Below are 24,183 nucleotides of genomic sequence, written 5' to 3' on the forward strand. Positions count from 1 at the left end.
TGCCCCTAAGCAACTCATCTTAATTGCCTTGCTGAAAAACTAGGTCAGCTAATCCTAGCTCCAAGGGGACTACCGGAGACCATCCCGGTAAAGGGGGACCGCCAGAAAATGGCTCCATTACCTCTTCAGGTCTGTAAGAATGCGCGCCCCAGCGCAAATCGGCTTCCCGTCCGGCAATCTGCTCAAGCTTCTGGGCAAGCTCACGAATACTCAATCTGTTGCCGGAGACAGCAAAGTACTCTTGATGCCCGGTTTTTGATTTAGACGATAGTAGGTGAACCGATGCCTGAATCAAGGCCTCCACAACATCATCAATGTGAATCAGGTCCAGTTTCTGCAGCCCTTCTGAAAGGCAAAGCGTCTGTCCATTGGCAATAGCCTTAGCCAACGATGGCAGCAATCTGGGACGCGGATCTCCGGCTCCGTAAATTACGGACGGTTTGATTGAGATTGCACGGGTAGGCACCGCATGAGTGTAATAATTCAGCAGTTCAGTCACAGCACGCTTGCTCGCGGCATAAAGACTGGTTGGTGCGATCTTTCCGTCGCTGCTGTGCTCTAAGTAAGTTCCAAGGTTAACGATGCGAAGCTCTCCAAGCTGCCTTCCAGCCTCAAACAATGCTGCAGCCAGTTGAACATTGCTTTGCAGCATCGTATCTATGTCGTTCGGACCGTGTGTTGTTTGAACCAAGCCAGCGCAATGGATCATTACGTCCGGGCGGAATTGACAGATTGTTTCAATAATGTCAGCCGCACAGCCAGTTGTTTCCAGTCGCTCGGCTCCTACGCAAAGCGCTATGTTCCGGTTATTTCGCATCAAACAGCCAGTTACGGCATTTATTCGGCACAAACGCTCAAGAAGTTTTCCGCCCAGGAAACCTGTTGCCCCTGTCAGCAAAACCCTCTTTCCTTCAAGCGCATTCATAGCTTCAGTTTTCTGATATACTCGGTTATCTGCCCAGATACCATTTCTGCCCGCTGTTCCGGGCTGCGGCAACTGTACCAGCTTGCTGTGAAGTCCATCATACCTTGCAAGGACAGTGCCGGTTTCCAACCCAGCAGCACACGGGCGGCAGTGCTATCCAGTGCTAGGAGCTGGGCTTCATGCGGCCCGTTCTCTGCAACTGCTTTCCAGGAAAACTTCCCATGCATTTTGGCTGCAAGTTGGTCTGCCAAGTCGCCGACGGGAATGGCCTCCCCATCCACGGGACCGAAATTCCACCCCTTTGAAAAGAGAGCGGGATCCTCTGCGCCTTTGCACGCCAGTTTCAAGTACCCTTGAAGGGGCTCGAGGACATGCTGCCAAGGGCGTACAGCCCGTGGATTCCTGATCTCCAGAGGGGATGCAGCCAGCATTGACCGCATGGCGTCCGGGATCAACCGGTCTTCACTCCAATCGCCGCCGCCGATCACATTCCCCGCCCGGGCGCTGCTGATGGACACGCCATGCTCGTCCGCGCGCTCGGTAGGAAAATAGGAAGCTCGAAACGCGCTAGTAACCAGCTCCGCGCAGCCTTTGCTGCTCGAATATGGATCATGTCCACCCATCGGATCAATTTCGCGGTAGGCCCAAAGCTGTTCGCGGTTTTCATAACATTTGTCGCTGCTAACAACCACAATGCTCCGCAGATCATCTACAGAACGGCAAGCATTCAATAGATGCGCCGTTCCCATGACATTCGTGGCGTAGGTTTCAACCGGGTTTTGGTAGGAAGCGCGAACCAGGGGTTGCGCAGCAAGGTGAAAAACAACCTCAGGATTGAAGGCCCGCAGGAATCTCTTGAGGGTTTCTTCGTCCCGAACATCTCCGATGAGATGATCAAGCCTGGCGCCTAGGTCCAGCTCTTCAAACAATGGCTTAAACCCGTCGGGGATCTGGCCAATCTCGGGCGCTAAAGAAAACCCTCGGACTTCCGCACCGAGCATAAGAAGCCAATGGGCAAGCCAACTTCCCTTAAACCCTGTGTGCCCGGTCAGAAAAACTCTACGCCCTTTCCAGAACGCACTTTGTGTCTCCCAGCTCATAACAGCAGGTTCCTTCAATGCAAGCTGAGCGATGGGCGGATCAACGTACTATTGGTCGCCGGCTTCACAGGGTGCGGATCCCAAGTCTTCCAGGTGGCCCGGCCTTCGTTCCAAAGTTGTTCTAGGTTATTCTTATCTCTTAGGGTGTCCATGGGTTGCCAGAATCCGTCATGATGAAATGCCGCCATCTGCCCCTGCGAAACAAGCCGCCGCATAGGATTATCCTCCCACATGTCAGCGTCTCCATCGATCACATCCAAAGCTTCCGGTTCGAGCACGAAAAATCCACCATTGATCCGTCCGCCTTCCCCTTTCGGTTTCTCGACAAAACCGGCGACCCGAATGTCGTCCAAGTCAAGCAGCCCGAACCTGCCCGGAGGAGCAACCGCTGTAACTGTCGACTTCAGGCCGTGAGAGCGATGGAAGGAAATCAATTCCTTGATGTTGATATCCCCGACCCCGTCGCCATAGGTCATACAAAATGTGCCATCGATCAAATGGGAAATTCTCTTCAGGCGGCCGCCGGTCATTGTGTGCTCGCCGGTGTCAATCAGGCTGATGCGCCAAGGCTCTACCGCTGTGCGGTGTACTTCGACAGAGCCGGATGACATATCAATAGTAACATCGGAGGTCTGTAGAGCGTAATTGGCAAAAAACTCCTTGATGACGTATCCTTTGTAGCCGAGGCAGATCACAAAATCCGTGATACCAAAGGATGTGTAAATTTTCATGATATGCCACAGGATCGGACGGCCGCCGATTTCGACCATAGGCTTTGGTTTCAGGCTGGTTTCTTCTGAGAGACGGGTGCCCAACCCGCCGGCGAGGATGACGGCTTTCATTCTACGGCAACCTTTGCAGCATGAAGTTGGTTTTGTGTGACCTTTGCGAGTGTATCCACCATGTAGTCTAAATGGTCACCGGACAGGCCCGGCCAGACACCGATCCAGAACGCGTCTGCCATGACCTTATCCGTCACGTCCAACGGCCCGCTCACGCGGTAGTTGGCCCGTGCGAAAGCAGGCTGGCGGATCAGATTGCCGGCAAAAAGCATCCGTGTCCCGACCTTCTGGTCCTCTAGTGCGGCGGTTACATCGCGCCGTAGCAGCGGCACCCCATCCCTTATCGTCAGCAGGAATCCGAACCACGATGGATTTGTGCCAGGGGTCGACTGAGGCAGGTGGTAATATTCATCCAGGCCAGCTCTTTTCATCCGCTCGGTTAGACCAATAAAGTTCTTTCGCCTTATTTCAACGAAATCGTCCAATTTCCCAAGCTGGCTTAGCCCGACTGCCGCCTGCATGTCGGAAACCTTCAAATTGTATCCAATGTGACTGTAAATATACTTGTGGTCGTAACCGTCCGGCAGGTCTCCGAGTTGCCAATCGAACCGTTTGCCACAGGTGTTATCCTTCCCGGGCGCACAATAGCAGTCCCGCCCCCAGTCGCGGAAGCTTTCGCAAATGCGGGCCAGGCGGATGCTGTTCATCAATATGGCTCCGCCTTCACCCATAGTGATGTGATGTGCGGGATAAAAGCTGAGTGTCGCTAGGTCCCCAAAGGTGCCGACCCCCTTTTCGGAGCCGTCGGGCATCAGAATGCTGGCGCCAAAGGCGTCGCAGCAATCTTCGATCAGGTACAGGTCATGCGCTTTGCAAAGCTCTGAGATCCGGATCACATCGAATGGGTTGCCAAGGCTGTGCGCGATCATGATTGCGCGTGTATTAGAGGTAATTGCCGCTTCCACTAGATCGACATTCACATTGTGCGTCTCAAGATCGACATCCACGAAAACGGGAATGCAGCCGTTCTGGATGATCGGAGTCACAGTTGTCGGAAAGCCGGCTGCAACAGTGATAACTTCCGATCCTGGCTCGATCCGCTTTGATCCAAGCTTCCAGGATGTCAGCGTCGAGAATGCCAGCAGGTTCGCTGCCGAGCCGGACACCGTGAGTTTAGAAAGCTTCGTACCAAATTTGGCTGCCAGACGATCTTCGAAACTGTCAGCGTAACGTCCCGCTGTCAGCCACATGTCCAAGCCGGCGTCTATCAGGCTGGCACAATCTTCTCCGTCCAGTACTTTCCCTGACGGTGGAATGTAAGTCTCACCGGGCTGGAATTCAGGCAGCGGCTGGGCCTCAAAATAGGCCTTGGCATCTGCGACGATTTGTTCGCGGGATCTAACGTTCACACTCACTGACCTTCTGGTTGAAGCTGCAACGGTTGAGAGACTTGCCGTTTTAGTTGCAATATACGGGCTTCAGCCCGCTACATTTATGTTCAAACATTCGTAATCCAAATTTGGTTAATACACCCTTTCGCGAAAGGCCAAATGTAGGCTGATTGTACACTATATTCGTGAATTTTAACTAGGGTCAGGACTCATAGCCAGTAAGTGACAGTTGCAGCCAAAGCGATTGCTGAGAGGAAGACCTTGGGGCAACGGTGATAGCGGGTTGCGATACGTCGCCAGCCCTTGAGCCTGCCGAACATGATCTCGATCCGGTTGCGGCGTTTGTAGCGCCGCTTGTCGTACTTGACGGGCTTTTTGCGCTGTTTTCGGCCTGGGATACATGCGCGTATCCCTTAGTCTTTCAACACATCTCTGAATCAATCAGCGTCATATCCGCGGTCCCCAAGCAGTCGGTCGGCATCAGGAAGGCTGCTCAGCGATGCCCGTGCGCCAATGTAGTCTCTGACCTGACCGGCCGTGACGAACAGGGCCGACGAATCAGACGTCGACGCCCCCCTTTTTGACGCCGATGCTGGTCGCTGTCCGGTGGGCCTTCAGATACGTCGCGTCCACTGCCCGGCAGTTGATTACGCAGCAATCAATGAGAGGGGATCATCACGGTCTTCTGTTCGCCATCCTCGGCGGCCAGGCCGACCATCATCCGAGCGAAAATGCCCTTGTCGCTCCACCGCTTCCAACGGTTGTAGAGGGTCTTCAGCAGGCCATATGCTATAGGCGCATCGCGCCATCGTACGCCACTGATATTAATGAAGATAATCCCACTCAGCACCCGCCCGTCATCAACGCGTGGTTCGCCGTGGGACTTCGGAAAATAAGGCTCACGGCGCGCCACCTGCGCGTCCCTCAGCCAGAAAAGATCAGACATGTTCACCGCTCGTTTTCGAACCGTGAACCATCCAGCCAAGCGGAAATCAATGGGGCCTGACCCTAAGCTTGCTCAATGCTGGCCAGCACCTCTGCCTCGGTCGGCAAGGGGGCAGAAATCATTTTCCTCAACCAGGCAGATTTTCCGAGGTAGGCTCTCATAAAGCCTCTTTGCGCTATCTCGAAGCTCTCCGGATTTAAAAGCTGTTTGGATGCGATAAGGTACTGCAATAAGCCGTGAAAGACGTTTGCTGTGTTCTCCCATGCACCGTCTTTTTCTACTGCAGCCGAAAAATAGTTGAGAGGGTAGTCAAAAAAGGAGGCATCCTCGCTTTCCAGAGCGCACATGAAGGGCACAGCATAAAGGTGCAATGTTCCCCTGAACGCAGTCATTGTGTTCAGCAGACCAGCGATGTGGCTGGATTTGTAGAGGAGTCCGACATGTCTGGGCGGCCCCCACAGGAACCTTGCCCGAAGTTTTTCCGGGTCATTGCTTAAGGCGGGTAGGTGATAGGCCGCCGGGCTAAGCGTGTATGACATATCCATACTATCTGGGCAGTCGGTACTATATTCGAAGTGATTAAAATGGACAGCTGCCTTGTCTTGCCGCGCCGCGATTTCGAGAAGATCCAGCGCATTGACCGGCCCGCAGTTAAATAAGTCGTCGTCGCTGCAGCTAAACACAAAATCAAAAGCCCCCGCATAATCCTTGTAGAAGTAGAACAGGTTGTCGTCGAACCCTGTTCCCTTGTTCAGGATGTAACGGTCGCAAAGCTGTTGGATGATGTCACTAGCAGGGTTATTCGGGTCGGAGTCCGTAACGATAACGCTGTACTCTGCTTGTCCCATGTATGTCTCGCGCAATTCCGCAAGCTGAGACAATAAACGCACGAGTTGAACATTGCGCCTATATGTCGGGATAACGATACAGATCTTCACAGGAGTCTCCTCCACTCATTTTGAAACTTGATAGATTTTTAGTATAGGTAGCTCGGCAAGCCTGAAAGGCGCTGCTGGGCCTTGCGGATCTGAGGGTAAATCGTGTGGCTACATCTAGGTCTTCTTCTTAGGAGGAAATCGTAAAAAAATCGTCTAGGCTCAGGACACATTGAGCTACTCCCCAATGTTTGGACAGGATCTGGCGTAGTTTAGGGTCAGGATTCATAACCGATAGATGACGGTCGCAGCCAGAGCGATGGCCGAGCGGAATACCTTGGGACAGCGGTCATAGCGTTTTGCGACGCGCCTCCAGTGCTAGAGCCTGCCGAACATGATCTCGATGCGGTTGCGTCGTTTGTATCGGCGCTTGTTGTATCGAACCGGTGTCTTTCGTTGCTTTCGGCCAGGGATGCACGCGCGTATCCCTTTGTCTTGCAACGCTTCTCGGAACCAGTCGGCGTCATAGCCGCGGTCCCCGAGCAGCCAGTCGACCTTGGGCAGGCTACTCAGTAACGCCCGCGCACCGATGTAGTCGCTGACCTGCCCAGCGGTGACGAACAGGCTGAGCGGGCGCCCCTAGCTGTCGCAAATGGCATGCAGTTTGGTATTCATGCCGCCCTTGGTGCGACCGATCAGACTACCGCGCCTCCCTTTTTCGCGGCCATGCTGGTCGCAGTGCGATGCACCTTCAAATAGGTCGCGTCCACTGCCCGGCAGTTGATTACGCAGCAATCAATGAGAGGGGATCATCACGGTCTTTTCCTCGCCGTGCTCGGCAGCCAGGCCGACCATCATCATTGCATCCAGTGCCTGTGCCTGAACGCGAAGATCCCCGCCGGAGCGAGGTTTAAGGTTGTGATATTTCATCGAGGCGTTGGTTGCGGGAGTTCGTCACTACCGACAGCGAACAATTGTAGTTCTGGACCTATGATAGCCGCGCCAACGTAATGGCTATCTTTAGGAAGGGTCGTTGTCCCGCAATCAACACTGCGGGACAACTTTGAAAACCCGGTCAGTTATTTGGGCTTTTTGATAGTTTCAACCACGTGGGTAGACTTCCGGTGGGTTGCTTTTTTGACCGTAGTGAAACGACCGGTTTTTGCACTCCGGCCAATTTTGAATGTTTTCGATTTCATTGTGTTTGCTTTCATTTAGTACATTGGGGTTGGGAGGTGCGTTCAATCGCACCTCCCGATGGTTATCGCGGGGTGGCTATTCTGGAACCAGAATAGGCCACGCCCTAAGCCCGAACGCTTTTGCGTACAGCCTGGTGCCGGTTGTTGGGCACGTCCGCCAAGGACGGAAGACGTACCGGTATCCGGACGGAGGGGGTGTGTGACGCTTGGTCATTACACTCTCCACTTCGGGGCGTATCTTGCCATTTCACCCAAAATGCGCTACATGCAGTCCTTGCTACGGAGACTGATTTGCGCTTTGGGAGGCTCTGCATCGTCAAGCCCCTGATGCACGATGAAGAAATTCGTTAGGAGGCTCGGGCACCAACCTGAGCCTTCTGTCGTTATAACCTTCCATTCTTACTGAGGTAGCGAAGTCGATTACGCGCAGCCTCCCATGAAACACCAAACCGCAACATGATATCATCCTCGTCGTCAATATGACTGACGAAACAAGCAGGCATCAGGAATTCAGCAGCAAACTGGTTTGCTTGTGGCTCCGCCAAACGGAAGGATGGGGTACCATCACCACTCTTAGCTCGGGCAAGAGGAATATTCGTATGCATTGCCCAATGGCCGAGTTCGTGAGCACAGGTGAACCTGGCACGTCCTTCTCCGGCACAGGCACCGTGATAAACATCTTCCCGCAACATGATGAAATCACCATTTGGGCATGTATACCCTTCGGCGCTACCCATCTCTTCACGGCTACCCACTTCAAACCGAACAAGGTCCAGACGCTGGTCAAGAACTTGCTCAATGATCTCAATTACCGGAACACTTGGTTCCTCCAGCAATCCCAGGCTATGCCGCAAATTATCAGCTATGCCCCCGATTTCCGCCCATCTTCGGGGAGGCACAATGAAGTCATTAGAGTCCGTCATTTCCCGCCCTTCTTACTTAAAATTTGAAAGATGTTCTTTAGTTCGTCTTCGGATAGTGAATTCATTCTCCGGGCCATTAACCCGGCAGTATCTCTTGCAAGGAGGCTATCAGCTTCCAAATTGAAGTTGTTTCGTGATCTGTCTGCTGCGCGGTGGAGTGATGCTGCGGCATCACCTGCCAATTTGTATGCTTGAACTACATGTTCGACGAAGCCCTGAGGTGCAGCTTTGGTCCCTCTCTCGACTGCCGAAATGAAAGCCGACGACTTTTCAAGCCTTGCTGCCATATCCAGCAAACGTTCATCTTCATCTATTCTCAGCTTCCGCAGTGCCTTTCCAATTTCAGTGGTCATGGTTGGTCTCCCGGTGTTTCAAGAAGCACAATACCCAGCATGGTTCAGAAATTCAACCATGTTGGTTAATTTTTTCCACCTTCCGGTTTATTTGATCTAAACACTGCACCAACCAGTTCCTCGTTGCTTGATCGCAGCCGTTGAAGTCAGGACTCTGATATATCCTGACGCTAGTCAGGTTTAACGCTTCGGTTTTTGTCGCGGTCAGTTTTGGATAGAAGATGGGCCCTGATCTTGATCATGCTTGATCCGGTGCACCATGCCGACGCTGCACCCAACAAGCTTGGCGGTCTGCCGGATGCTCTTACCTGAGATCAAGTGCCGACGAACCTCCGTTATCTTGCAGCCCTGGATCGGTGGACGCCCAATTCGCTTTCCCTGGGCCCGTGCCCGCTGTTGACCGGCTATAATTCTGGAACGTGTTGTTGCGATTTCGAATTCAGCAAAGACTCCAAGAAGCCCCAACATGGCCCGGCCTGAAGGTGTGGTGGTGTCCAAATTTTGCTGGTGAAGGTATAACCCGATGTCCCGAGATCGCAGATCATCCATGAACCCGACAAGGTCGCTAAGGGATCGTGACAGCCGATCTACGGACCACGCCGCCACCAAATCAATGTCCTTGCGATTTACGGCCTCCAACATCTGTTTGAACGCTGGACGTTGATCCCTGCCCTTTGATCCGCTGATACCATCATCTACAAAAGTTTGGGTGATGTCCCACCCTAGGCGCTGTCCCGTATCAGCCAAGTCACGCAACTGGTTTTCGGTAGTCTGATGGTCGGTTGACACACGGGCATAGATAGCAGTTTTCATCAGATACTCTCCTCGTCATGGTCCAGTTGGGGCGATGGATGATGGAATCGTTATCACTTTCCTTGACGCCTCAGATCATCAGCAAATTTCCAATCAGCCTCTCCGGGGAACTGAACATAGATGTCACGCCAAGCGTTGCGGTTGGTGTTGTTGGCTACCGACCTAGCAAACTCAGATGGTGACATATCATGTGAACCGAACCGAAGTCTTTCGTGCTGGATGAATGCATAGTGAGCTTCGCCCCGATAGGTCATTCGAACTTGACTGCCATTGGGCAGGAAAAGACTCTGCCACTGATAACCCCGGCTAGGATTGCCGTACTTCGTTATAAACTCCTGATCCGTGTCCTGGGCCTGGCGCTCAATGTATTCCGCCGACCAGATCGAGGGGTCACTCTTGGTAGCCTCCAGGAAATCCTGCACTTGGTTTTCCACGTACACTGACACATCTGATCGACCCGAACGGCGGATCAACTCAGCATAAAGGTCGGCACGAAGGGGCACGTACACGTAATCGGTTGGGTTGGTTGAGATGCTCATGGGCGACTCCTATTTTCAGCACTATAATGTACTACAAATAGTCACTAACACTCGATTCTGTCAATAGCACTAATTTATACTATCGAAAGTGAGGCATCCCCAAATCCATTGCGGTTGTTCAAGAACCATCTGTTTTGTGAACGCGTTTCTTGACGACAGAAAATCCAAAGAAATCAATCCTGGATGATGTCCAATTTTTGATGGGCTTTATGAACACTGGTCCGACACACGTGTTGGATCGCCGCACCGCTATTACGGCTATCAGATCAAATCAGAAGCTTAGTCTCCACAGAACGTGAGTCATCAACATGATCACTAATCATGTCGGCGTCAGAAGCATTTTGGGGCGATTACGTTGGGAACGACGGTCCCGTGAAGACCATTTAGCGGCCTATCGGACCCGGATTGCCCAGGTACCTAGTCAGATGGCTGCGAAACCAGTCTGCCGTACAATCCTGAAGTAACGATCCAGTTTGCGCCTTTATTCATTGGGGTTACAACACCCGGGGGTGGGGACGAGTTACTCATATATGAGATTAATACATCCGGGAAAGTATCCATGATCCTGGCAAAGTTCCTAGCCCTTACCGTTTCCAGACATCCCTTTGCATCGGTCAACCAGATGTGAATGAACTGCTCCGCATAAGTCATGGTCTTCCAGTTCTTTCTGATCCTCTTCCTGAACCGTTGTGCTTCCAGTTCTTTCACCCGGTCGGCATCAACAATGGTGTTGATATCGTCAGGACGCTTTCCACTGCTGAAGCTCGTGTTACGACGTGACCAGGTTTGATCAAGACGAGCAAACTCAACAACGGCCTGGGCTGAGTCCATGCCAAAGTCGATCTCAACCTTCTCCAGGCTGGCGTACTCAAGAAACCCTTGCACCCCATGTGTGACGGTCCCATCGTCATGCTTGATGTCTTCATAGGGGGCACGGACACATACCCTCTTTTTGCCAGGAAACTCAGCGATAAGGACTTTCCTGATGTCTTCGGATGACATCCATGGATCGAAGAGAACAAAGTGAATGTGCAGCATCCCACACCGCTGCTCTGCAATATGAGCTTTGAGCGCAGAGCGATCCAGTTCTTCTTCTGGGATATCGAATGTAAGCCCATCAATGGTCTTCAACACCATATCAAACTTACCCCGGGCGATGTTTCCAGGGGATAGCCTGTTCAGGGCTCGCCGCAGACGGGCTCTTAGTTTTTCAAGCTCACCGTTCAAGCTCCCGTCGAGTGCCACCAGCAACAGATTTATGGTCACACAGTGCAGCAGGATCAGTGGCAAACCCACAAAGGGTTCGACCATTCTCTGACCACCACGGACCTGGTAGTTAGAAGATAGGGCACCCAGGGCTGTTGAAGTACCGTTACATGCATTCTGGGTCAGACGCCTGTCTGATTTCAGGTGGCGTCTACTTCGCCGGTTGCGTGGGTCTGAACAGGTGGGGCACCACTTATTGTTGCAGGGTCGTTTTTTGGTGCACGAGTACACCTGGTCGATGATATCATCGAATTCACGGTGTTGTGCCAATACTGAGATTGCTGCCACCTTCTGTTTAGATAATCCACGATTGGTGAGTTCTGTGCACTTGTGCACGGCTCTGATGTTATCAATTGTAAGTCGTTTCCGTTTTGTATTTTGTGCCATTGTTTTGCCTCGTATGCAGGGCCGTTCATCGACCTCTTCTTCATACTTAGGCTCAGATTTCCAAAAGTGGGCATCCCACGGGAGTCCAGCAGGTTTACCATCAATGTTGTTTTGGCTCCTCAGGGTACGACGGATGTTTCCTCGGACATAAATAGACTGAGGAGGTTCACGACATGGAACGCAAAACAATTACGATTAAAAACGTCGATCAGGATGTCATTGAGATGTTGGCTGACTTGAGGCTGACGGAACGCAGGCAGCTAGCAGCCATCCTTGAGGACTGCGTTAATGCTTATGTTTGTGGAGACTGTGAGGATGAGGGGGATGAGGTGCTAACATCGGTGGACTGATTGCCAACCGTACCTGCACCCCACAAACCGTGCCCCAGCGAATACAAATACGGCTCCAGGTTCAGGCCCTGATAACCCTGCTCGATATGAACTGCTTCAGTGATAACACTGCCATCGTGCCAGGCGAACGAAGCTCTGGCTGCGATCTCATCCGTATCTCCACGATGCCAGACTTCAAGGTACCAACGATGTCGGTCTGCATTAACATCGATACCATGCTCACACAGAAAATCGGTAATTGAACCATCTAGTGGTATACCCGCTCCCAGCGAAAGGGTTGCAACAACCAAGGGGTATGGAAGGAACCGGGGTGCCCCTGGTGCAAAGTCTGTCTTGTGAAATGAAAGCATCATCGTTTTTGTCCTCAAACTGTGTGTCTGGGTATTTGGGGACAGACCGCTTTTCATGGGTCAGGTTCACAAATTGCTACGCCAGTGGCAGCTTGCCGGTGGTGTACAGCCTCAGAAACGTCTGGAAAGAGACCGGCTTTGGGTTCGGATCGCTGATACCCTCGGCCTGATACAGGGCCTGCCTTGCGTGGGCCACCGCATCTTGATGCTGCTGCATCCGCCCAAGGAGTCCAGGATTTCCGGGAAACTGCTTATACGCCGCTTTCAGATATGGGGTCAGGCGTTCCTGGTACTTCTGGTCCAGCAATCTTTCAACCTGTTGGTGATACAGCGTCGGGATATCCAAGGCGGGCAACTTCACCTCGGCGCGGATATGGCATCTATGGAGCAAACGTAGGAAGATCGCCTGCTTCTCCTCAGACGTTACTATGATCGCTGATGTTGGCCCTGTCGGTTTTTTCTTCATATTGGAATGCCTTCTACTAAGAGCGGTAAAATCGATGCCTACCTGTCGACCTGCTCCAGGGCCTCCTGGAGCCGGTTTCCCAGTCCGTGGAACCCATCCCGCCCACCACGCATCCATATGATCATCAAGGGCCCTCTACGGCGCTCTGCCCAGGCCAACCGCTGTGTTGGTGACATCCTTACCCAGCGTGCGTTTAACCAGTCTGTAGGGGCGGCTCTGTGGCTCTGGGCGATAATATCAATCACATCTACAATCTGCTGTGCGGTCAAATCGGGGACTGATTGCTCAATCATTGCCATCGATGGTTCAAGCCACCGACCCATGTGACCCAGCAACCAGCGTCCAAGTTGTGGTAATCCCACACTAGCTGCCAGACGAGGCGATCTGATCCTGTGCCTCATGCTCCAGTCGGTCCACCAGGGCAGGATTGTCATCCCTCCAGGCAAGGTATGCCGCATAGCCCTCCTGGTTCACCACGGCCCGCTCTGCGGCGCTCAGGGCGTCATAATCGTCACGGTCCAGACCATCCACAAAGGACAGCTTCACATCCGTATAGGTATCCACACAGGCTGCTGCTTCGGCTTGGGGCAGCACCTGTAATTCGGCGGCTTCAGAACAGAGAAAATATGCGGCAATGAGGGCGAGGGTTTCAGCGGTCATTAGGTCTCCTTTTTAGTTTCAGAAGCATCATCGACCCGCCAAACGTCAGCAGGTGTGACTTGTCCACCGGTGGCATTGACGATGGCTTGCATGGTCTTCCGGCTGGACAACCCAACACCATCCCGGGCGCGAAGAACGGTTGCAGCACTCACACCGCAGCGGTCTCCAAATGCCTTCAGGCTGATGTTGTTCAGATCGAGATATTCTTTCAGTGTCATGCAATGTTGCATATTAAGAAACATAGTGATTCTACAATAGAAACTTACATGATTGTTGCAAATGACTGGGGTGCGTTGCATAAAATGAAACGTCACCAAGAACAGGCACAGTCGTGGAAACCCTTTTCGAACGCATCAAGGAGGCCCGGGAGAAGGCTGGCCTTACTGTCAATGCAGCAGCGGATGCACTTGGTGTGAAGCGTACACAAATCTGGCGCATGGAAAACCGGTCCGAAACCCTCACGGCTGAACGACTGTTTGAACTGGCCGACCTCTACAGTGTCGACCCCAGGAAGTTGTTTGAAGGCGATGCTGCATCCGGATCACCAGACAAGCTCTATGACTTGATCGGCGCGGTGGTGATCATGGTTGAGGAATGCGTTCAGACTTTGGATGCACGGCCATCGCCAGACCTCATACGTGATGCCGTGGTCGAAGTGCTCCGGCAGGAGGGCAACCAACCGCCAGATATCAGAGCCAAGGGTTTTGACGCCAGCCGATACCAGGGCCTGGTCACACTCATATTCAAACAGGCAAAACAAGCATGAACCCCATAACCCAAACTGAAATCAACAAAGCCGCCTGGGGAGCATGTGATACCTTCCGGGGCGTCGTCGATCCATCGATTTACAAGGACTACGTGCTGACCATGCTGTTCCTGAAATATGTCAGTGACGTATGGCAGGACCACAAGACCAGATACGAGGCCGAGCACCCCGACGCACCGGACCTGGTGGCTGCGATGATGCAGCAAGAGGCGTTCGTGCTGCCAGACGGGGCCGGGTTCAACGCGCTTCACAAACGCCGCCACGAGGCCGGGAATGGCGAACGGATCGACAAGGCCCTGCACGCCATTGAAGAGGCCAACGGGACCAAGCTGCGGGATGTGTTCCAGGACATCAGCTTCAACTCCAACAAGCTGGGGGATGAGGAACAGAAGAACGACATCCTGCGTCACTTGTTGGAAGACTTCGCCAAACCCGCCCTTGATCTGCGGCCATCCCGGGTGGGTCAACTCGACATCATAGGTGGTGCTTACGAATATCTGATCAGTCGGTTTGCAGCCACGGCGGGTAAGAAGGCCGGGGAATTCTATACCCCCGCAGAGGTATCTGACCTCATGGCCCGGCTGGTCGATCCACAGGAAGGCGATGATATCTGCGATCCCACCTGTGGTTCTGCATCGCTGCTAATGAAATGTGGGCGGCTAATCCGGAACCGGACAGGCACCAAACGATACGCACTGTTCGGGCAGGAGGCGATTGGCTCCACCTGGGCCCTGGCCAAGATGAACCTGTTTCTGCACGGTGAGGATAACCACCAGGTCGAATGGGGGGATACCATCCGGAACCCCAAACTGCGGACCACCGATGACACCCTGCGTCACTATGACGTGGTGGTGGCCAATCCGCCCTTCAGTCTGGAAAAGTGGGGGACCGAAGCCGCCGAGACTGACAAGTTCGGACGCTTTCGCCGGGGCATGCCGCCCAAGACCAAGGGCGATTATGCATTCATCCTGCACATGATCGAAACCATGAAACCCCGCACCGGGCGTATGGCGGTGGTGGTGCCGCATGGGGTGCTGTTCCGGGGATCGTCTGAGGGCAAGATCAGGCAAAAGCTGATTGAGGAAAATCTGCTCGATGCTGTCATCGGCCTGCCGGAAAAATTGTTCTTTGGCACCGGCATCCCGGCGGCTATCATGGTGTTCCGAAAATCCAAACCGGACACATCGGTGATGTTCATTGATGCCAGTCGGGAATTTGAGCCCGGGACCAACCAGAACGCATTGAACGGCAACCATCTGACCAAGATCGTGGACACCTACGTGGACCGGGAGACCGTGGACAAATACGCCTACCGTGCCACGGTGGAGGAAGTGGTCGAGAACGATTTCAACCTGAACATTCCGCGATATGTGGATACCTTTGAGGAAGAGGAAGAAATCGACCTGATGAGTGTTCGGCAAGAACGCATCCGGTTGAAGGCGGAACTGGCTGAGTTGGAAACCCGCATGGAAGGGTATCTTCAGGAGCTTGGCTATGGTGCCTGAGGGGTGGGTGCTCGGACAGGTATCAGATGTCTGTCGTTTCCAGAACGGTTACGGTTTTACTCCTCCTGTTTGGGATACGCAGGGACTTCCGATAATTCGGATTCAAAACCTGAATGGTAGCAAGAATTTCAATTATTTTTCCGGAGACCCGGACCCAAAGTGGATCGTAGAGCCTGGGCAAATGCTGTTCGCTTGGGCGGGTACAAAGGGCGCTTCTTTCGGTCCGACAGTATGGCAGGGTGAAACCGGCGTTTTGAACCAGCATATATTTAAGGTTTTTGAATCTGATGGAGTAAGTCATGACTGGCTGCATCTCGTTCTACGGCATGTCACCGACCGCATTGAGACCAAAGCTCACGGATTCAAAGCGACTTTGGTTCACGTAAAGAAGTCTGACATTGAGCGTCAGCCGATCCATATACCCCCACTCCCTGAACAACGGAAGATCGCGGATATCCTATCGACCTGGGACCGGGCCATCGAGGTGACCGAGGCGCTGCTGGCAACCGCCCGCACCCAGAAACGCGCCCTGATGCAATCCCTCCTCACCGGCAAACGCCGCTTCCCTGAGTTCGAAGGGAAGGAGTGGATAGAGGTGCGGATGGGCGACGTGGCCTATGAAGTTTCCGAACGGAACAAAGATGATGCTGATTACACCGTCATCTCCTGTACTAAAACCATAGGGTTCGTAAATTCGCTCGACTACTTCAAGAAGCAGGTATTCAGTGAAGACCTCACGGGATATAAAATCATTCGACGCAACCAAATTGGTTATCCATCAAACCATGTGGAGGAGGGTTCAATCGGAATCCAGAACCTACATGATGCTGCACTGGTGAGCCCAATTTATACGATCTTTGAAACAGGGCCGGAAGTTGATCCGCACTTCTTGTTTCGGGTGCTAAAAACCGACCGATACCGGCAGATGTTCGCGGCTGCCACCAATGCTTCAGTGGATCGTCGTGGCAGTTTAAGGTGGAAAGCATTCTCAACACTAAAACTCTTGCTGCCATCTATGGCTGAGCAAATACGTATCAACCAAGCTTTGCAGAATGCAGAAGAGGAAGTCGTTGGGTGCGAGGCTCAAGTCGCCAAACTTCGCGCTGAAAAAAAAGCCCTGATGCAGCAACTCCTGACCGGCAAACGGCGGGTGGTGGTGTGACTATTTGAAAGTATTTGATGATGGATGAAACGTATTGGACGGATCGACGTGATCCATCGCCTCGGGAGGATCACAGAACTCCTTGGGAGCGGGATTACGCTCGTGTAGTCCACTCGGCAGCTTGCCGGAGGCTTCAGGCTAAAACCCAGGTTCTAGGCGTCGGTGACGGGGACTTCTATCGCACTCGGTTGACCCATTCTCTGGAAGTCAGCCAGATCGGGGTGTCAATCACAAAGCGCCTTTACCGGTTGGCTCAGGCCAACTCACCCAAAGCCGACTTGGATCAAGCCGCCATCGAAAACTTGCCGCACCCCATGCTGGTACGCACCATCTGCATGGCTCACGACCTTGGTCATCCGCCGTTCGGCCATGGTGGGGAAGTTGCTCTTAACCGCTGTATGCTGCCCTACGGAGGTTTTGAAGGTAACGGTCAGACCCTACGCATCATGACCAAGCTGGAAAAGTACCCTGAGAGGAAGGGGATGAACCTGACCCGCCGGGCAGTGCTCGGTGTGATCAAGTATCCGGCTCCCTACGGTGAAGTGGTTGATTGGAAAATTGTTCCGGGTGGACAACCGAGCCCTGTGACAATGGAAGAACCAAAAGAGAGGTACGAACTGCCACCGACGGATGGTTCTGTATTCATCGCCTCTGACTTCAAACCCCCTAAATGTTATCTCAACGAAGAACGTGACGACATCGTACTGGGCTGGGTGGCCCAAGAACTGGATGACTGGAAAGAGATCAGCACGGCCAGGAAACCACAGGATAAAGGGAAGCATCCCAAGACAAAATACAAGTGCCTGGACACTTCGATCATGGAGCTTGCCGATGACATTGCGTACGGCGTCCATGACTTGGAAGACGCAATCGGGCTGCGGTTGATAACCAAACGCAGCTTCGTGGATTGGTTCAACTTCAAAAAGGATGGCGAGCCCAGATGGGAGAAGCTCCAGGCACTGCTTGACCTTCATTTCAACGGGAAATTCGATGATTTGGTCAACGCACTGTTTGAACAGGGAACGTCAAAACGAAAACAAGTGATTGGGCAAATTGTGGGGTTTTGTGTTGAGGGCACAGAATTCAGGGATCAGTACTCAGACTTCAAAGAGCCTATCTTCCGTTATCAGGCCAATTTCCAAACCGGCAGCGGGGTTGATAAAGCATTGGACCAGTTGAAAGCCATCGTTGTGGATTTGGTTATCAAAGCGACCCCAGTACAGCAGCTTGAGTTCAAAGGTCAAAAGATGGTGACTGAGTTGTTTGAGGCGTTTGCAACAGACCCAAAACGACTTTTGGACAACAGGGATTACAAACGTACCATTCAAGGCGGTGGTGATGTTCCTACGGCTCGTGTGATCTGTGATTACATTGCGGGAATGACTGACGAGTTTGCTACTACCCGTTATCAACAGCTATTTGAGCCACGGTTTGGTTCTGTGTTCGACCGGCTTTAAGCATGAACCAACGCGCCCCTGACACCCGTGAAGAAGCTGCCGCCAAGTTGCCAGCATTGCATGTGCTGATCGTCATGGGATGGGAGTATCTGTCACCGGTGAATGCTCTTGCATATCGTGGGTCTGAACGGTCGGTCCTATTGGAGGATGTGCTGCGGGATCGGTTGGGCACCCATCGGTTTGAATACAAAGGTCAGACCTACCCTCTTTCACCCGCCGGTATCGATCAGGTGGTACGTACCATCTCGGCCACCGGACTCAGTGAAGGTCTGATCCCGGCGAACAAGGCGATCTATCAGCACCTGACGCTGGGTATAACTGTTACCGAGTTCGTGGATGGGCAGAAGACTTCTGTGACCGTGCCTCTGATCGACTGGGCGGACGCATCAGCCAACCGGTTCCAGGTGACCGAAGAGTTGAGCGTGGAACGCCCCGCCGGGATGGGCCGGTATCGTCCTGATATCGTATGCTATGTGAATGGTATTCCCCTCGCTGTGATCGAGGCGAAACGGCCTGTCTCCTCAACCAAGCTGACCGCGATGGTCGATGAGGGTATCAGCCAGCATCTGCGAAACCAGCAGGGCGATGGCATACAGGACCTCTATGTCTATTCCCAACTTCTGTTGTCGATTTCGGGCGTGGAAGGGCGCTATGGCACCACCGGCACGGCCAAGAAATTCTGGTCCATGTGGCGGGAGGAAGACCTGACCGAGGCCGAGATGCAGTTGATACGCTCACAGGCCCTCACAGAGGCTCAGAGAGCGGCGTTGTTCGCTGATCGGCCACAGTGGGCGCTGCGGGACTATGATAGCCTTCACAGCGGCTCTGTGCTGCTGACGGAGCAAGACCGGTTGGTGATCAGCCTGCTGCGACCTGATCGGTTGATCGATTTCACCCGCCGGTTCATTTTCTTTGATCGGAAGCTGGGCAAGATTGCAGCACGTTATCAGCAGGTGCGTGGTACCAGGGCCATAATCGATCAGATCAGTCACCAGAAGCCCGATGGAAGCCGTGAAGGCGGCGTCATTTGGCACACCACCGGGTCCGGCAAATCAAACCTGATGGTGTTCCTGACCAAAGCACTGCTGCTGGAACCGGAACTGGCTGGGTGTCGTATTATCATTGTCACTGATCGGGTGGATTTGGAAAAGCAACTGGCTGCAACCTTCCTGACCGGTGGTGCCTTCGGGTCCGATGTCGCCACCAAGAAGGATGGAGAGAAAGCAAAAGTGCAATCTGGTCGTGATCTGGCTATTCGCATTGGTACGGGTACCGAACGGATCATTTTCACCCTTCTTCAGAAGTTTAACTCGGCCACCAAACTGCCGGAGTGTTATAACCCATCCGATAAGCTGATCGTGCTGGTGGATGAGGGGCACCGCAGCCAGGGTGGTGAGAACCATGAACGGATGCGCAAGGCATTGCCCAACGCTGCATTCATAGCCTTCACAGGCACACCACTGTTGAAGGAAGACAAAACCCGGAACAAGTTTGGTCCCATCCTGCATGCCTACACGATGCAAAGGGCGGTGGAAGACGGGGCCGTGACGCCTTTGGTTTATGAAGAACGAAGACCGGTCGTTGATATCAACGAGGCCGCAATTGACGCTTGGTTTGACAAGATTACCACCGGATTGTCGGATCAACAGAAATCGGATTTGAAACAGAAGTATTCCACCCGGGGTCAGCTATATGGGGCAACAAACCGGATTGATCTCATTGCGTGGGACATTGCCACACATTTCACAGAAAACTTCGCCAAGCTCGATCTGGGCCTGAAAGCTCAACTGGCCACGGACAGCAAATTGTCGGCGATCCGGTATAAACAGGCTTTGGATGCAACCGGTATTGTCACCAGTGCCGTGGTGATATCGGCTCCGGATACCAGGGAGGGCCATGAGGATACCGATGAGACCAAAGTGCCTGAGGTGCAGGCGTGGTGGAAAGCAAATGTTGGGAATGATCAACAAGCGTATGAAGCTCAGATCATCGAAGACTTCGCCACAGATGGTGCCCCGGACATCCTGATTGTCGTGGATAAGCTGCTGACGGGTTTCGATGAGCCCCGTAATGCTGTGCTCTACATCGACAAGCAACTGAAGGGCCATAATCTGCTCCAGGCCATTGCCCGGGTGAACCGGCTGCACGAGGCCAAGAAACACGGGTTCCTGATCGATTACCGGGGTATCCTGGCCGAACTGGACACTTCCATCCGGGAGTATCAGGACCTGGCTGACCAAACCCAGAGCGGATACGAAATTGATGATCTGGCTGGTACCATTTCCAACGTTTCCACCGAGTACAAACGCCTGCCAGCATTGCATGACGCACTGTGGGCCATCTTCGTTGATGTGGAGAACAAGGCGGACCGTGAGCAATTCCGCCGTGTGCTGGTACCACAGTTTGGTGATGATGGAACCGGCAATAGTATCGATACCAACCAGAAGGTCAGGGAAGACTTCTATGACGCTCTGACCAACTTCGGAATGTGCCTGAAACTGGCGCTATCCTCACGTGCATTCTTTGAAGATGGGGCATTTTCAGAACGAACGATCCAGACCTACAAACGCGATCTGAAATTCTTCACCGAGGTACGCATACAAGCAAAGCGGGATGCTCAGGAAGTCGTCGATTTCTCAGAATATGAGGACCAGATCAGGCGTCTGGTGGATAAACAGGTTGTGGGCCAGGAAATCGTAGACCCAGAGGGCGTGATCTTGGTTGATGGTCTTGGTGACGTGGATGATCCTGAAGACTGGTCAGATGAGAAAACCCGAACCGAGGCCGATGTCATCAAGACCCGTATCAGGAAAACCATTGAGCAGGACCTGATCGATGACCCTTATGCACAGCGTGTTTTTTCGGAATTGTTGAAAGAAGCGATCCGTGAGGCTGAAGCCCTGTTTGATCACCCCAACAAACAGTACACCATGTTCGCCGATCTGGAAGCCCAGGTGAAGGACAAGGATACCCCGGGCGTACCAGATCGATTTGCGGACAACCCCATGGCCCAGTCCTATTACGGCGTCTTTCTGGAAACACTGGGCACTGATCGCGCATCGGATTTTGTCTCTGACGATCTTGTGAACGAAGCATTCCACATCGATGAGATCGTGCAGAATTCCATCCAGACGCATTCCATCAACCCTGGCAGCATTGAAGCAGATATCCGCAAAGCACTGCTACCACGTTACTTCAAGTTCCTTGGCGGATTGGATGCGGCCAATATGCTGATTGACCAGGTGATCAGTGTTGTACGGGCTGGAACGGTGAAGGCGCGTCGATGAGTAAGAATTTCACCCTGGTGTACGGCGAAGAGCGCATACCCTATGCGGTGAATCCCGATCCCAAACGCACCACTAGAATAGCTATACATGTTGACCCTGATGGATCGGTCGTGGTCGATGCCCCACCGGAATTTGAAGACAGTCGTGTTCAAAGTGCTGTGCAGAAAAGAGCCCGTTGGGTCATCGACAATGTTGTGGAGGCCAGACATCGTTTTGATCACGTCAGACCGAAGGAGTACGTATCCGGTGAGCAAGTGCTTTACCTTGGCCGACGATATGTTCTGAAAGTCATTCAGGAAACCGTTGATAAACCATCGGTACGGCTCAAGGGAAACCGGTTGGTGGTAACGACCCGTTCAGGTGATCCTGAAGATGTCCGGGGACGGATGAGGGGATGGTATCGTGTCAAAGCAAGGGATTACTTTGCAAGGCGGTTAACTGAGTTGGCTTCAAGGCTACCGTGGATCGATGCTGAGCCATCATTTCGGCTGTTGAACATGACACGCCAATGGGGAAGCTGCTCACCAAACGGCCAGATCAATCTCAATCCAAACCTGATCAAAGCACCTAGAGAATGCGTTGAATACGTCCTCATGCATGAGCTTGCTCACCTTAAACATCATGACCACGGGCCAGAATTCTGGAAGTTAATTGATCATCATGTACCAGAGTGGAACGATACCAAACGCAACTTGGATATTATGGCCGAAGTGTTCTTAGCCAATTGAACCAATTTTTGTGTGCGGGCTTGAAGTTTCTTTTCCCCGTCCACATGTTACTCACACTGTGACGTTCCCTTGCTTAGATCAATGGTCAGAGCCGAACCACAGATAGGTAAAACAGCCATGTATTCGGTGTCATTCACTGAGCCTATTTGTGCGCGTTGGTAACTGGTCGTGAGGGTGGAAAACTCAGACCCCAATGATGGGTCTGTATATGGAAACCCCTTTTTCACAGTCGGGTCTCAAACCGACAAGTACTACTGAAACGCTCAACAACAATCAGATTGATGGAGCACTTCTGGAAATCTGCCTACTTCTTGCACAGCAATCAGCGTTGGACTTCGTTCAAGATGCTGACATGCTGTTGGCGGAGGATGCAGAATGACCCGGTGCGCAATCTACTGCCGATACTCAACTGATATGCAAAGTGACGCATCACTTGCAGACCAAACCCGTGAAGCCCGTGAATATGCTGAACGGAAGGGCTGGTCAGTCGTCAAAGTATATCAGGATGCAGCCATGAGCGGCGGCTCGTCAAACCGCCCTCAGTTTGAACAGCTTAGGAAAGATGCCGAAGCACACCAGTTTGATGTTGTTTTAGCGGAATCGATTGACCGCCTTTCACGGAATCTTGCTATTGCGGCACAACTGTACGAAGAGCTTAGCTTTGCCAATGTGCGGCTGTTCACAATCCATCACGGTGAAATCAATCAGTTGCATGTCGCCATGATGGGAATGATCGCTGAACAGTTTGTCAGTGATCTGCGTGAAAAGGTGAGGCGAGGACAGAGGGGCCGTGTTCTTTCCGGAAAAACGGCTGGCGGAGTGGCATATGGCTATCTCGTGGGAAAGCCGGGTGAACGAACGATCATTCCTGAACAGGCTGCTGTCGTTGAGCGCATTTTTGGCCTGTATGCTGAAGGCGTGAGCCCACGGGGCATAGCAAAGCTGCTCAATGAAGAACAAGTGCCGGGGCCAAAGGGAGGTCTATGGAAAGATACCACCATCCGTGGGCAACGGGATCGTGGAACAGGAATTCTCAACAACGAAGCGTATATTGGACGACTGGTATATGGCAGAACCCAATATCCCAAAAACCCTAAAACCGGCAAGAAAGTCTACAGACCAAAACCTGACGAAAACTGGACTGTGACGGAGGTCCCTGAACTCAGGATCATTCCTGATGATTTGTGGCAACGAGTTAAGGACCGCCAAGAGGCCAACACCATCGTTATGCCCAGGGATGGCGATAACCGCGCATTAAATCGGAAGCATAGGAAAGTTCACCCACTGTCCGGTGTGCTGGTCTGTGGATGCTGTGGTGGTCCAATGGTGATCGCTGCGAAGGATCGCTATGGATGCTCAGCATATCGCGCATCCCGAAGCTGTGGGAACCAACGCACCATTCCCCGGAAGGAAGTTGAAGATCGCGTTCTCGCCGGTCTACGTGAAGGTCTGCTGAACTCTGAATACCTGGATGGGTTCACCGACGAGTTCCAGAAGGAAGTGGAGCGGCTTCGCAAGGCATCCACGTCCAATCTGGCAAGTAAGAAAAAGCGCCTCATTGAAGTCACTCGTCAAATTGAACGCATCGTGGATCACATCGTTAACGGTACCGGTAATAAGAGTGTCACCGACAAGCTGGACGACCTCGAATCTGAGAAGGATTTATTGGAAAATGAGATCACTCATCAAGAAGAACAGACCAGCATTATCCCGATACACAACATCGGCCAAGTTTATCGGACCAAGATCAGCCAGTTGACCAATGGGTTGAGTGATCCTGTGATACGTCTTCAGGCCATCAAAACGATCCAAGGTTTGATCGATCACATCAAGGTGACACCAACAAACACGGGCTTTGACGTGGAACTACATGGTGAGCTTGGTGCGATCATGGAGATGGTTGATCAAAACGAACGACGCCCCGCAGGTGAAACTGCGGGGCGTTCGTTGTCA

22 protein-coding genes and 2 pseudogenes are annotated in these 24,183 nt (G+C 52.7%); 9 read left to right on the forward strand and 15 right to left on the reverse strand.

Going from position 1 to position 24,183, the window contains the following annotated elements:
* Positions 1-19 precede the first annotated feature (19 nt).
* From VWY60_RS17905 to VWY60_RS17960, 12 genes and pseudogenes are all read right to left on the reverse strand, one after another.
* Positions 20-925 (reverse strand): NAD-dependent epimerase/dehydratase family protein, encoded by a 906-nt coding sequence (locus VWY60_RS17905; protein WP_416541325.1) that lies wholly within the window; start codon positions 923-925, stop codon positions 20-22.
* Positions 922-2,025 carry a CDP-glucose 4,6-dehydratase gene (rfbG, locus tag VWY60_RS17910; RefSeq protein ID WP_416541326.1) on the reverse strand — a complete coding sequence of 368 codons (1,104 nt, stop codon included), beginning with the start codon at positions 2,023-2,025 and terminating at the stop codon, positions 922-924. Before rfbG ends, VWY60_RS17905 begins: the two co-directional genes overlap by 4 nt.
* Before the next feature lie 14 nt (positions 2,026-2,039).
* Positions 2,040-2,867 (reverse strand): glucose-1-phosphate cytidylyltransferase, encoded by an 828-nt coding sequence (gene rfbF, locus VWY60_RS17915; RefSeq protein WP_416541327.1) that lies wholly within the window; start codon positions 2,865-2,867, stop codon positions 2,040-2,042.
* A complete protein-coding gene (rfbH, locus tag VWY60_RS17920; protein WP_416541328.1) occupies positions 2,864-4,216 on the reverse strand; it encodes a lipopolysaccharide biosynthesis protein RfbH in 1,353 nt (450 codons plus the stop codon). Before rfbH ends, rfbF begins: the two co-directional genes overlap by 4 nt.
* A gap of 191 nt (positions 4,217-4,407) precedes the next feature.
* Positions 4,408-5,144 (reverse strand): annotated as a pseudogene (locus tag VWY60_RS17925) (IS5 family transposase).
* A 62-nt stretch (positions 5,145-5,206) separates the two neighbouring features.
* Positions 5,207-6,082, reverse strand: coding sequence for a glycosyltransferase family 2 protein (locus VWY60_RS17930; RefSeq protein ID WP_416541329.1), 876 nt, complete (start codon positions 6,080-6,082; stop codon positions 5,207-5,209).
* A 222-nt stretch (positions 6,083-6,304) separates the two neighbouring features.
* Positions 6,305-6,883: pseudogene (locus VWY60_RS17935) on the reverse strand (IS5 family transposase); the annotation flags it as partial.
* Between the two features lie 718 nt (positions 6,884-7,601).
* Positions 7,602-8,141, reverse strand: a complete 540-nt coding sequence (locus VWY60_RS17940; protein ID WP_416541330.1) for an ImmA/IrrE family metallo-endopeptidase — start codon at positions 8,139-8,141, stop codon at positions 7,602-7,604.
* Positions 8,138-8,494, reverse strand: a complete 357-nt coding sequence (locus VWY60_RS17945; RefSeq protein ID WP_416541331.1) for a hypothetical protein — start codon at positions 8,492-8,494, stop codon at positions 8,138-8,140. Before VWY60_RS17945 ends, VWY60_RS17940 begins: the two co-directional genes overlap by 4 nt.
* A 204-nt stretch (positions 8,495-8,698) precedes the next feature.
* Positions 8,699-9,307 (reverse strand): recombinase family protein, encoded by a 609-nt coding sequence (locus tag VWY60_RS17950; protein WP_416541332.1) that lies wholly within the window; start codon positions 9,305-9,307, stop codon positions 8,699-8,701.
* A 53-nt stretch (positions 9,308-9,360) separates the two neighbouring features.
* A complete protein-coding gene (locus VWY60_RS17955) occupies positions 9,361-9,846 on the reverse strand; it encodes a hypothetical protein (RefSeq protein WP_416541333.1) in 486 nt (161 codons plus the stop codon).
* 417 nt (positions 9,847-10,263) lie between these two features.
* Positions 10,264-11,157, reverse strand: a complete 894-nt coding sequence (locus VWY60_RS17960; RefSeq protein ID WP_416592532.1) for a hypothetical protein — start codon at positions 11,155-11,157, stop codon at positions 10,264-10,266.
* A gap of 515 nt (positions 11,158-11,672) precedes the next feature.
* Here VWY60_RS17960 and VWY60_RS17965 point away from each other — a divergent pair.
* Entirely contained in the window at positions 11,673-11,849 is a 177-nt protein-coding gene (locus tag VWY60_RS17965; RefSeq protein WP_416541335.1) for a hypothetical protein, read from the forward strand.
* A 426-nt stretch (positions 11,850-12,275) separates the two neighbouring features.
* Here VWY60_RS17965 and VWY60_RS17970 read toward each other — a convergent pair whose 3' ends face one another.
* From VWY60_RS17970 to VWY60_RS17980, 3 genes are all read right to left on the reverse strand, one after another.
* Positions 12,276-12,665: a hypothetical protein gene (locus tag VWY60_RS17970; protein WP_416541336.1), complete on the reverse strand. Its 390-nt coding sequence runs from the start codon at positions 12,663-12,665 to the stop codon at positions 12,276-12,278.
* 363 nt (positions 12,666-13,028) lie between these two features.
* Positions 13,029-13,325, reverse strand: coding sequence for a hypothetical protein (locus tag VWY60_RS17975; protein ID WP_416541337.1), 297 nt, complete (start codon positions 13,323-13,325; stop codon positions 13,029-13,031).
* The gene (locus VWY60_RS17980; protein WP_416541338.1) at positions 13,325-13,543 is read right to left on the reverse strand and encodes a hypothetical protein; all 219 of its coding nucleotides are present in this window, start codon (positions 13,541-13,543) and stop codon (positions 13,325-13,327) included. The genes VWY60_RS17975 and VWY60_RS17980 overlap by 1 nt, the downstream gene beginning before the upstream one ends.
* A gap of 113 nt (positions 13,544-13,656) precedes the next feature.
* Here VWY60_RS17980 and VWY60_RS17985 point away from each other — a divergent pair, with 113 nt between their 5' ends.
* The 8 genes from VWY60_RS17985 to VWY60_RS18020 all read left to right on the forward strand — a co-directional run.
* Complete coding sequence (locus VWY60_RS17985) at positions 13,657-14,091, forward strand: helix-turn-helix domain-containing protein (RefSeq protein WP_416541339.1); 435 nt, start codon at positions 13,657-13,659, stop codon at positions 14,089-14,091.
* Entirely contained in the window at positions 14,088-15,596 is a 1,509-nt protein-coding gene (locus VWY60_RS17990; RefSeq protein ID WP_416541340.1) for a type I restriction-modification system subunit M, read from the forward strand. The genes VWY60_RS17985 and VWY60_RS17990 overlap by 4 nt, the downstream gene beginning before the upstream one ends.
* The gene (locus VWY60_RS17995; protein WP_416541341.1) at positions 15,586-16,758 is read left to right on the forward strand and encodes a restriction endonuclease subunit S; all 1,173 of its coding nucleotides are present in this window, start codon (positions 15,586-15,588) and stop codon (positions 16,756-16,758) included. Before VWY60_RS17990 ends, VWY60_RS17995 begins: the two co-directional genes overlap by 11 nt.
* Before the next feature lie 17 nt (positions 16,759-16,775).
* A complete protein-coding gene (locus VWY60_RS18000; RefSeq protein WP_416592533.1) occupies positions 16,776-18,215 on the forward strand; it encodes an anti-phage deoxyguanosine triphosphatase in 1,440 nt (479 codons plus the stop codon).
* Between the two features lie 2 nt (positions 18,216-18,217).
* Positions 18,218-21,502 (forward strand): type I restriction endonuclease subunit R, encoded by a 3,285-nt coding sequence (locus VWY60_RS18005; protein ID WP_416541342.1) that lies wholly within the window; start codon positions 18,218-18,220, stop codon positions 21,500-21,502.
* A complete protein-coding gene (locus tag VWY60_RS18010; protein WP_416541343.1) occupies positions 21,499-22,230 on the forward strand; it encodes a M48 family metallopeptidase in 732 nt (243 codons plus the stop codon). Before VWY60_RS18005 ends, VWY60_RS18010 begins: the two co-directional genes overlap by 4 nt.
* Positions 22,231-22,438: 208 nt before the next feature.
* Positions 22,439-22,609 carry a hypothetical protein gene (locus VWY60_RS18015; RefSeq protein ID WP_416541344.1) on the forward strand — a complete coding sequence of 57 codons (171 nt, stop codon included), beginning with the start codon at positions 22,439-22,441 and terminating at the stop codon, positions 22,607-22,609.
* Positions 22,606-24,183 (forward strand): recombinase family protein (locus tag VWY60_RS18020; protein ID WP_416541345.1); only part of this gene is annotated, 1,578 nt, incomplete at its 3' end. The genes VWY60_RS18015 and VWY60_RS18020, both read left to right, overlap by 4 nt.

It is taken from the genome of Phaeobacter sp. JH20_26 (assembly GCF_048056275.1).
GTDB classification, from domain to species: Bacteria; Pseudomonadota; Alphaproteobacteria; order Rhodobacterales; family Rhodobacteraceae; genus Phaeobacter; species Phaeobacter bryozoorum.